The organism is Paenibacillus sp. 01T424 (assembly GCF_056398745.1).
Map to the genome: position 1 here is coordinate 23986 of NZ_JBFTPZ010000067.1, position 9625 is coordinate 33610.

At 44.2% G+C, this 9625-nt stretch carries 8 protein-coding genes; 7 read left to right on the plus strand and 1 reads right to left on the minus strand.

Annotation, left to right across the window (positions count from 1 at the left end; all coding sequences use genetic code 11):
- Nucleotides 1-37 precede the first annotated feature (37 nt).
- Complete coding sequence (thrB, locus tag AC1DPK_RS31705) at nucleotides 38-532, plus strand: homoserine kinase (RefSeq protein ID WP_477512737.1); 495 nt, start codon at nucleotides 38-40, stop codon at nucleotides 530-532.
- Between the two features lie 129 nt (nucleotides 533-661).
- On the opposite strand, the gene AC1DPK_RS31710 is transcribed toward thrB, so the two are convergent.
- Entirely contained in the window at nucleotides 662-1588 is a 927-nt protein-coding gene (locus tag AC1DPK_RS31710; protein WP_477512738.1) for a methyl-accepting chemotaxis protein, read from the minus strand.
- A 250-nt stretch (nucleotides 1589-1838) separates the two neighbouring features.
- On the opposite strand from AC1DPK_RS31710, the gene AC1DPK_RS31715 reads away from it, so the two are divergent.
- From AC1DPK_RS31715 to cysI, 6 genes are all read left to right on the plus strand, one after another.
- A complete protein-coding gene (locus AC1DPK_RS31715) occupies nucleotides 1839-2987 on the plus strand; it encodes a DUF3900 domain-containing protein (protein ID WP_477512739.1) in 1149 nt (382 codons plus the stop codon).
- A 47-nt stretch (nucleotides 2988-3034) separates the two neighbouring features.
- Nucleotides 3035-3394 (plus strand): Lin0512 family protein, encoded by a 360-nt coding sequence (locus AC1DPK_RS31720; protein ID WP_076269289.1) that lies wholly within the window; start codon nucleotides 3035-3037, stop codon nucleotides 3392-3394.
- Nucleotides 3395-3424: 30 nt separating this feature from the next.
- Entirely contained in the window at nucleotides 3425-4738 is a 1314-nt protein-coding gene (locus AC1DPK_RS31725; protein WP_477512740.1) for a hemolysin family protein, read from the plus strand.
- A gap of 51 nt (nucleotides 4739-4789) precedes the next feature.
- On the plus strand, nucleotides 4790-5578 hold the full coding sequence (locus AC1DPK_RS31730; protein WP_477512741.1) for an undecaprenyl-diphosphate phosphatase: 789 nt from the start codon (nucleotides 4790-4792) through the stop codon (nucleotides 5576-5578).
- A gap of 438 nt (nucleotides 5579-6016) precedes the next feature.
- Nucleotides 6017-7879: an assimilatory sulfite reductase (NADPH) flavoprotein subunit gene (locus AC1DPK_RS31735; RefSeq protein ID WP_477512744.1), complete on the plus strand. Its 1863-nt coding sequence runs from the start codon at nucleotides 6017-6019 to the stop codon at nucleotides 7877-7879.
- 52 nt (nucleotides 7880-7931) lie between these two features.
- The coding region (cysI, locus tag AC1DPK_RS31740) for an assimilatory sulfite reductase (NADPH) hemoprotein subunit (RefSeq protein WP_477512742.1) at nucleotides 7932-9625 on the plus strand (1694 nt) is incomplete at its 3' end.

Genomic DNA, 9625 nt, shown 5'->3' on the forward strand with positions numbered 1-9625 from the left:
AAGGGAAGATGGAGGCATTACAAAGGTGCGGAAAAATATGAATATCGTACTAATCGGTATGTCAGGAGCGGGTAAAAGCACTTTAGGTGTATTGCTTGCAAAAGCTTTAGGAATGGATTTCATCGATACAGATCTTATTATTCAACAACTAGAAGGTAGGTTGCTGCAAGAAATAATTGATCATGAGGGTATCGACAAATTTATGGAAATCGAAGAGAAAATCGTTTCTGAACTGGAACTGAATAATTGTGTGATTTCTACAGGTGGAAGTGTTATCTATTCAAATAAAGCTATGAATGCCCTGAAACAGGTTGGGCAGATTGTGTATTTACATGTCCCATATGAAGAAATTCAAAAGCGACTCATAAACATAACAACCAGAGGGATTGTAATGAAGAAAGGAAATAGCCTGAAGGACGTTTATGAGGAAAGATTGCCGCTATACATGAATTATAGTGATATAACTTTTGATTGCTCAAATAAGGATATCGAACGTTGTGTTAGTGAAATTATAGAGAGCATGCAGGAATAAAGGAGCGAAAAAGCGCACCTAATGTATAACATTTATTACATAATTAATCGTGTAAGGGGAGTAGAAACAGCTTGAGGCCGTACGGGAGAATCATATTCATCTCATTTCGGGCCATGCTGAAGATGATTGCTATATCGTATTTTTAAGCTCTTTCGCCTGCATATCCAGCTGTCGCGCCGCTTCTCCGATGCTGATGAATTCATCGACAGCCCGTTGAATGCGCAGCTGACTTTCCGCAACGACCTCTTGTGAGAGTTTGGTGCCGTTTACGACCTCATGAACATGGTTTACGATATCTTCTACATACCCATTTACTTCTTTGGTTGCTTCCTGGACTTGACCAGCCAGCTTGCGCACCTCTATCGCGACCACATTGAAGCCCCGGCCATGCTCACCGGCATGTGCAGCTTCGATTGCCGCATTTAAAGATAAAATATTCGTTTGCGAAGCAATATCGCGGATGGTACGAACGATTTTACGAATGAAGCTTGTTTGTTGTTCCAGAAGGTGGAGAACAGTCATATTATCGCTTGCACCTACAGCCACTCTTTCAATTGCCGCTTCCACTTCTTGGCTGTGTGATATCCCTTCTTGGGCACGGCCGAGCAGCTCCTCGGACATTTTCAGCAAATTCTCTGTCATCTGAGAAGTAGCCTGCTCGCGGGCATTAATATCGGTTGCCATTTTTAAAATCGCAATGACTCTGCCTTCTTCGTCCCTGACCGGCATGTAAGTGGCCTCCAGCCAGATTGCATTTCCGGTTTTTGTAATCCGCAAAATTTTATTCTGAAAGGGTAGTCCATTGCGCAAGTCTTCCCAGAGTTTGGCATACGCAGTGCTATTCACAAATTGTTGCGAACAAAATTGCTTATGCAGCATGCCTGGCATTTCTGAGGAGTGATATCCCATAGCTTGCGCAAAATTTTCGTTTGCCCATAAAACCTTCCCTTGAACATCGAATTCGATCATGGCGAGCGACTGCTCAATAGCTGTAAGAACAGCTCGCTTGTCCAATACCTGGGTAGTCATATGTAGCATGGTGTTACGTTCTGTCATGTCGAGATTCTCCTTCATTCGTTCGAATGCTTATAGTAAGCAAAAATAGCCTTCACAACATTCTACAAACATTGTACATGTTGTGCAAGATATTATTATCAAGGGTTTGAAATACACTTGGAACATGTTTGAAATTCTATCAGATTCAGTTGAGAGATTAATGTGATTGGTTCTCTCATCTGATGTCGCGAAGAGGCGAGATATGCTATTCTAAGTAGATGACATCAGCTTGTTTGGAGGAATTATAAACGTGGATTTTAATATGCAATATTTATCCTTTTTCGTTATTCATACCGATGGTGAAGAGAGTGCCACATCATCAGGAAAACGGTTTAAACATTATCAGACTTTAGAAGAGGACACATATGAAGATAGTGAAATTCAAAGGTTTTTGGATGATGAATTTAAACGGATCGTCAAAAGAAAAGTAGAGCGCAATCCTAACTCAGCAGGCGCGCCAACGAAGATTGGACGATTTATGGTTGAGCCCGGTTATGAACTCGGCAGCAATCAGAACTACAATTTATTTCAGCGGCTGCGTGACGCGGATTCCAAGGAGCGCTTTATCGGCATTGCCGACGAGCTCGTTCGAATCTACATGGATACGAGTGCAGTAAGAGGAGGCGCATTTATTATTGCGTTATCCAAGCTTAATACGTATTTCGATGAGCCGTTTTTATTTTTGCTGAAATGTGATTTTGAGCCTAAGATTGCTCGTATTTCGGATGAAAAAAGCCTAATCTCCCAGGTGGAGATGGCGATATCTGCTCGCAGCATCAAATCGATTCAGTATCCGCATATGCCAGAGGAGGGCATGCTAGAGCATTGGGAGCTAAAAATTCATCAGGCGTCGCACGCTCGATATTTTGAAGATTTCTTAAAATATGTTTCTTATGAGAAGCCTTTGCCTGAGGTCATGGGTGAGCAAGTGGTGGAGATGGTTCATCAATATATTGCGGATAAGTGGCAAGAGGATGAAAGCTCGGAGCGCCGCGAGGAAGAAAATGCGGTTGAGGTGTGGGCGGCAAGTGAGAAGCGCGACCTTCAGGAGTGGTGGACGCCGGAGCAGGTAGGAGTTGCAGCAGCGGCATTAGTAGAGCAGAAGCCGGATTTACCTTTTACATTTAAACTAGGCGACGTTACAGTAAAAGGACTGCTTGCTGACTTTGGCGACAGCATCCATTTTGCCAAGCATAACGGACGTTACGTCGTCGTAATTGAAGGGGATTCCTTCCAATTCGATAAAGGCATGTCGCCGGTTGAGCTCGTCCAGCCGCTTGATCTGGTTGATGTTATGCCGCGTATCGGAAGCAAGAAGCCTGCTGAGGATGCGGATTCCGGATATAGCTACACCCCTGCTGGAGAAGGCTCAGGCAATAACGATGATGTTCCATGGTAAGTCATCTAGTACGTATGAAATTTCACTTTGAAGGAGAGGATATTTAAGTGGACAACTTATTTTTTATAGAAATAGGCATGGGATGCGATCTACACGGTCAAAATATTACAAAGGCATCGGTGCGCGCGGTACAAAACGCGATTCATCATAACTCGATGCCCGGACTGCGATCCGTACTGCCAGGAGGAACGCTTGATAACATGAAGGTGCGGGTAAGGCTTGCACTTCCTTGTGATCATGAGCTTCTTGACGTTGAGCAGGTGAAAGCAGTGCTGCCGTATGGACAAGTGACTGTAGAAGTCATACACGGCGGCATGCTGACGACTAGCGGTGTAGTACTGCCGGACAAAGATGATAAAAACGATTTGATTTACATCGTTAATGCATCGGTTGAGGTGGGCTACTAGTAGCATCTCCATTGCAAAAGGGAGAAGACGATGGTTTTAAAGCTTGCACTATTCGTATTATTGCTCGTATTTACAGCTTTTTTTGTCGCGACTGAATTTGCAATTATTCGTATGCGATCAAGCCGCGTCAATCAGATGGTAGCAGAGGGCATGAAAAATGCTAGAGCGGTTGAGCAGGTAACGAGCAAGCTTGACGGTTATTTATCTGCCTGCCAGCTCGGCATTACGATTACGGCGCTTGGTCTCGGATGGTTGGGAGAACCAACGATTGAGCTTATATTGCACCCGTTATTTGATCGGATACATGTCGAGGGCGAGCTGAGCTCGGTGCTTTCGTTTGTCATTTCCTTCATCATTGTAACGTACTTGCATGTCGTGCTAGGAGAACTTGCTCCCAAAACGTTAGCTATCATTAAATCGGAAGAAGTCAGTCAGTTTACAGCTCCGATTATCATCGTTTTTTATAAGGTGATGTATCCGTTTATTTGGCTTCTCAACGGATCTGCGAACTCCTTGGTAAGATTGCTGGGCTTAAAGCCAGCGAATGAGCATGAGGCTCATTCCGAAGAGGAAATCCGCATCATTTTGTCGGAAAGCTATGAGAGCGGAAAAATTAATAAAAGTGAGTATGGCTATGTCAACCGGATTTTTGCGTTTGATGAGCGGCTTGCGAGAGAAATTATGGTTCCTCGGACGGATATGGCCTGTTTGTATGTGGATCATACTCGTGCGGAGAACCTCGAAATTATAATAAGAGAGCAATACACGCGTTTCCCTGTGGCCAAAGGAAGCAAAGACAACATCATTGGGATATTAAATACAAAGCAATTTTTTCTCCGCTATGAAACAAATCGAGATATCGACGTAACATCTCTGCTTCAGCCCGTTATGTCGGTTCCTGAAGTCATGCCGATAAATAAGCTGCTCCGCAAAATGCAGCAGGAACGCGTTCAAATCGCAATTCTGTTGGACGAGTATGGTGGAACGGCGGGGCTCATCACCATCGAAGACATCATAGAAGAAATCGTAGGAGAAATCCGTGATGAGTTTGATGAGGATGAAGTGAAAGAAATCGAATATATTGAGCAGCAGCGTTATTTGGTTAACGGCAAGGCGCTGATTAGTGATTGGAACGAAATTGCAGGAACTGATCTTGAAAGTGAAGAAGTAGATTCAGTAGGCGGTTGGCTCTTTAATCAGAAGCCCGAGCTTCCTATCGGAGAGCCGTGGACCTATGGGAATATGACCTTCATTATTCGTGAACGTGACGACAATCGAATCCGAAAAATCGAAATTCATACCGATTTGATCGAAAATGAAATGGGAACCTACGGACATGCATAGGCTTGTATAGAGTGAGTAATTTTCAGTCTATTTCTAGGAGGAGATTGGGCGTTGGGCGATCTAATTAATGCGATTATTATGGGTATCGTGGAGGGCCTTACTGAGTTTTTACCAGTTTCATCAACGGGTCATTTGATTTTAACAGCGGAGCTGTTGAATTTCACAGGTGATCGAGCGAAAACCTTTGAGGTGGTCATTCAATTTGGCGCTGTGCTGGCTGTGCTTGTGTTATACCGAAATCGGTTTGCGAGTTTACTTAATTTCAAGGTAGGCAAGAATTCGGGTTTGAATGCTCTTCACATCATTATTGCAATGGCACCGGCGGGAGCTTGTGCTGTTTTGCTTCATTCGTTTATAAAAGGCGAGTTGTTCGTTGCTGAGAAGGTGCTGATTGGTCTTGTGGCGGGCGGAATACTGATGATTATCGCCGATCGTGTACGAAAGAAGCCGACTGCAGAGGAGCTTGATGACATTACCTACAAACAGGCCTTTGCTGTTGGATGTTTTCAGATACTCGCATTATGGCCGGGCTTCTCTCGTTCAGGCTCGACGATATCTGGCGGCATGCTGTTTGGTGTAAGCCAGAAGGCTGCGGCAGAATTTACTTTTTTAGTATCCGTCCCGATTATGGCTGGGGCGAGCGGAATAGACCTAATTAAAAGCAGAGAGTTTCTCACGATGTCGGATTTGCCTCTGTTTCTAATTGGACTAATAGCTGCATTTGTTGTAGGGATGATTGCGGTCGTAACGTTCATAAACATGATGAAAAAAATTAGACTTTCATGGTTTGCCTATTATCGTTTTGCGCTCGCAGCACTTTTTTATTTTATTATTTTATAAATGGAGAAAACACTGATTTTCGACAAAATTATCGAGAATGATTTTCAACTACATATAATGTAGCAAAAATTCGCTTGGATCACCTATCATTAATTTATATCCAATCGATCATTTTTTCTAATAAATCCGAGATAATCAGGGCAAATTGCCCTGATTTCTTTGTTTTGTGGATGAATAACGATCTTTTTCCATAAAATTGTAATTTAGGAGCATGAAATCATCGTTGATGGATTTGTCTGATTATGTTAGGTTAATAATTATTGAAGCACTTCTGAAGCACTATTTTTAAAATATAAGAATTTATAAGTTTGTTAGCTTATAAAGGGCTTATATTTCTCCGTCAAAGCTGCTTCAGCGTCTAGAGGACGCCGAAGGCGTTTTTGCTTGTCTGACTATGAAAACTAATGATGATTTTATGTTTATGAGAGGTGGATATTGTTGCAACTTCAGGTAACGAACAGTCCTTTTAATCAAGAGCAAGTTGACCTTCTGAATCGCCTTGTACCATCACTAACGGAGTCTCAGCAAATTTGGCTGACAGGTTATTTGTTTGCTCGTCAAGCATCAGCAGGTCCGTTAACGATTAGTGCGGATGTGCAGGCTGTCTCCGGGGGAGCAGCAGTTGCAGAAATTATTTCGGCTATCAGTCAACCAGCGGTTTCCCGTGAGGTAACTGTATTGTTTGGCTCTCAAACCGGCAATTGCCAGCGGGTAGCTACCAGCTTATCGCGCAAGCTGGAAGAACAGGGTCTGCAAGTAACACTTGCGCCAATGAATAAGTTTAAGACGAACAATTTGAAAAAAGTCGAAAACCTGTTTTTGGTTGTCAGTACTCATGGTGAAGGGGAACCGCCGGATAATGCGAAGAGCTTCCACGAGTTCCTTTACAGCAAGCGAGCTCCACAGCTAGAAAATGTAAGCTTTTCTGTCTTGTCGCTTGGCGATACGTCGTATGAATTTTTCTGTCAAACGGGTAAAGACTTTGATCAACGTCTTGAAGAGCTTGGCGCAAAACGTCTTGTTCCTCGTGTAGATTGTGACCTCGATTACGATGAGGCTGTTGCTGGTTGGTCAGCAGAGGTTATCAGCTCATTAAATGATCGTTTGAATGCTGCCTCGGGAACGACTGCAGCTATAGCGCAAACTAGCAGCGAAACAACACCAGAACAATCCGCCTATTCGCGAAACAACCCTTTTAAGGCTGAAGTTCTTGCGAATATTAACTTGAATGGCCGCGGCTCTGATCGGGAAACTCGTCATTTGGAGCTGTCGCTTGAAGGATCTAATTTACAATATGAGCCAGGGGATAGCCTGGGTATTTATCCGGAAAATCATCCAGAGCTAGTGGATGCGATTATTAAGCAAATGAATTGGAACGCTGAAGAAGTTGTTCCGATCAATAAGAGCGGTGAGCAAGGCTCATTGCGTGAAGCTCTACTTAAGTATTATGAAATTACAGCTCTAACGAAACCGCTGATCACGCAAGCAGCCGAACTGACTTCGAACCCAGCACTTCGTGAACTGCTAGCTCAAGGGCAAGAGCAAGCGCTTAGAAGCTACATTAACGGTCGGGATCTGCTTGATTTATTGCAGGATTTTGAGCCTTGGCAAGGAAGCGCAAAACAATTTGTTGCTATCTTGCGTAAGCTGCCAGCAAGACTTTATTCCATTGCCAGCAGTTTTAAAGCGAATGAAGATGAGGTTCATCTTACCGTGAGAGCTGTTCGTTATGAGTCTCATGGTCGTGAGCGTTATGGGGTATGCTCCGTACATTGTGCAGAGCGTGTACAACCAGGCGACAGTCTGCCGATCTATATCCAACAAAATCCGAATTTCAAGCTGCCTGCGGATACGAATACTCCAATTATTATGATTGGTCCAGGTACTGGTGTTGCTCCATTCCGTGCATTCCTTGAAGAGCGCGAGGAAATTGGCGCAGAAGGAAAATCATGGTTGTTTTATGGTGATCGCCACTTTGTTACGGATTTCCTATATCAGACCGATTGGCAAAGAATGCTTAAAGACGGCGTCTTGACCAAACTTGATGTGGCTTTCTCCCGCGATACGGAAGAGAAGGTTTATGTACAGCATCGTTTGCTGCAGAAGAGCCGTGAACTATTCGAATGGCTTCAAGCCGGCGCTTATGTATATATTTGCGGTGATGAGAAACATATGGCACATGATGTGCATACGGCTTTACTAACTGTCATTGAGCAAGAGGGCGGATTAAGCGCTGAGCAAGCGGCAGCTTACTTGACTGATATGCAGGATCAACAACGTTACCAACGTGATGTTTATTAATAAATAGATAACAACAAGAGTACTTGAATGATTGCGAGAGGAGACAGCAACAATGGCGAAAGAGCAGTTGGTAAAACCTATCGGTGGACCGCCAAGTGAAGTTGAGCATATCAAAAGCGAAAGCAACTATTTGCGCGGCGCATTAGTAGAAACGATGAGCAATCCGATTACAGGCGGTTTGCCTGAGGATGACAATCGGTTGTTGAAGTTTCATGGAAGTTATATGCAGGATGACAGAGATTTGCGCAACGAGCGTGAAAAGCAGAAGCTGGAGCCCGCATTTCAATTCATGATCCGGGTAGTACTGCCAAGCGGTGTAGCAACCTCTGATCAATGGCTTGCCATGGATGAATTAGCTCACAAGTACGGCAACGGGACTTTGCGTCTCACGACACGTCAAACGTTCCAAATGCATGGCATTTTGAAATGGAATTTGAAGCCTACACTTCAAAAAATCAATAGCGAGCTGATGACTACTCTTGCTGCCTGCGGTGACGTCAATCGGAACGTTATGTGCAGTCCAAATCCTTTTCAATCGAACCATCATGAGGAAGTTAGCTACTGGGCACGTCAAGTGAATGATCATTTGGCACCGCGTACTCGCGCTTATCATGAAATTTGGTTGGATGGAGAAAAGGTAATCGATGGTAAAGAGGATGGAGCGGAAGTAGAGCCGATCTACGGACCTGTATATTTGCCGCGTAAGTTCAAAATTGGATTTGCGATTCCTCCTTTTAATGATGTGGATGTATTCTCTCAAGACATCGGCTACATTGCAATCGTGGAAGATGGCAAGCTGAAGGGCTTTAACATTTCCGTTGGCGGCGGTATGGGGATGACACACGGCGATACAACGACTTATCCGCAGCTTGGTAAAGTGATTGGCTTCTGTCCGCCGGAGCGAATTGTCGAGTTAGCAGAGAAAACTGTTATGATTCAACGTGATTATGGTAACCGTTCGGTTCGCAAAAACGCTCGGTTTAAGTATACGATTGACCGTCATGGGATTGAATGGTTCAAAACCGAGCTGCAAAACCGTCTTGGCTGGCAGCTTGAAGAGGTACGCCCTTATCAATTCCAAAATAACGGAGACCGTTATGGCTGGTTGAAGGGAAGCAACGGCAAATGGAATTTGACTCTGTTTATCCAGAGCGGACGTATTGAGGATCAAGAAGGCAACCCGCAAATGACGGGTTTACGCGAAATCGCCAAAGTTCATACAGGCGACTTCCGCATTACTCCGAATCAGAATCTTATTATCGGTAATGTCAGCAGCCAGAAGAAACGCAAAATTACTGAGCTAGCAGAGCAATACGGACTTACGGACGGTACGCAGCACTCTGCGCTGCGCCGAAGCTCATTATCTTGTGTTTCGTTGCCGACTTGCGGTCTTGCTATGGCGGAAGCAGAACGGTACCTTCCAACACTGATCGATAAGCTGGAGCCGATTATTAATGAAGCAGGGCTGCGTGACCAGGAGATCAACATTAGGATGACTGGATGCCCGAACGGCTGCGCTAGACCAGCCCTTGGAGAAATCTCATTTATCGGCAAGGCACTCGGCAAATACAATATGTATATGGGCGCGGGCTATGCAGGTGATAGATTAAACAAGCTTTACCGTGAAAATATCGATGAGACCGAAATTCTCGATACTTTAAAACCGATTATTAATCAGTATGCAAAGGAACGGGAAACGGGCGAACATTTTGGAGATTTCGTAATCCGCGCGGGTTATGTAAAGGC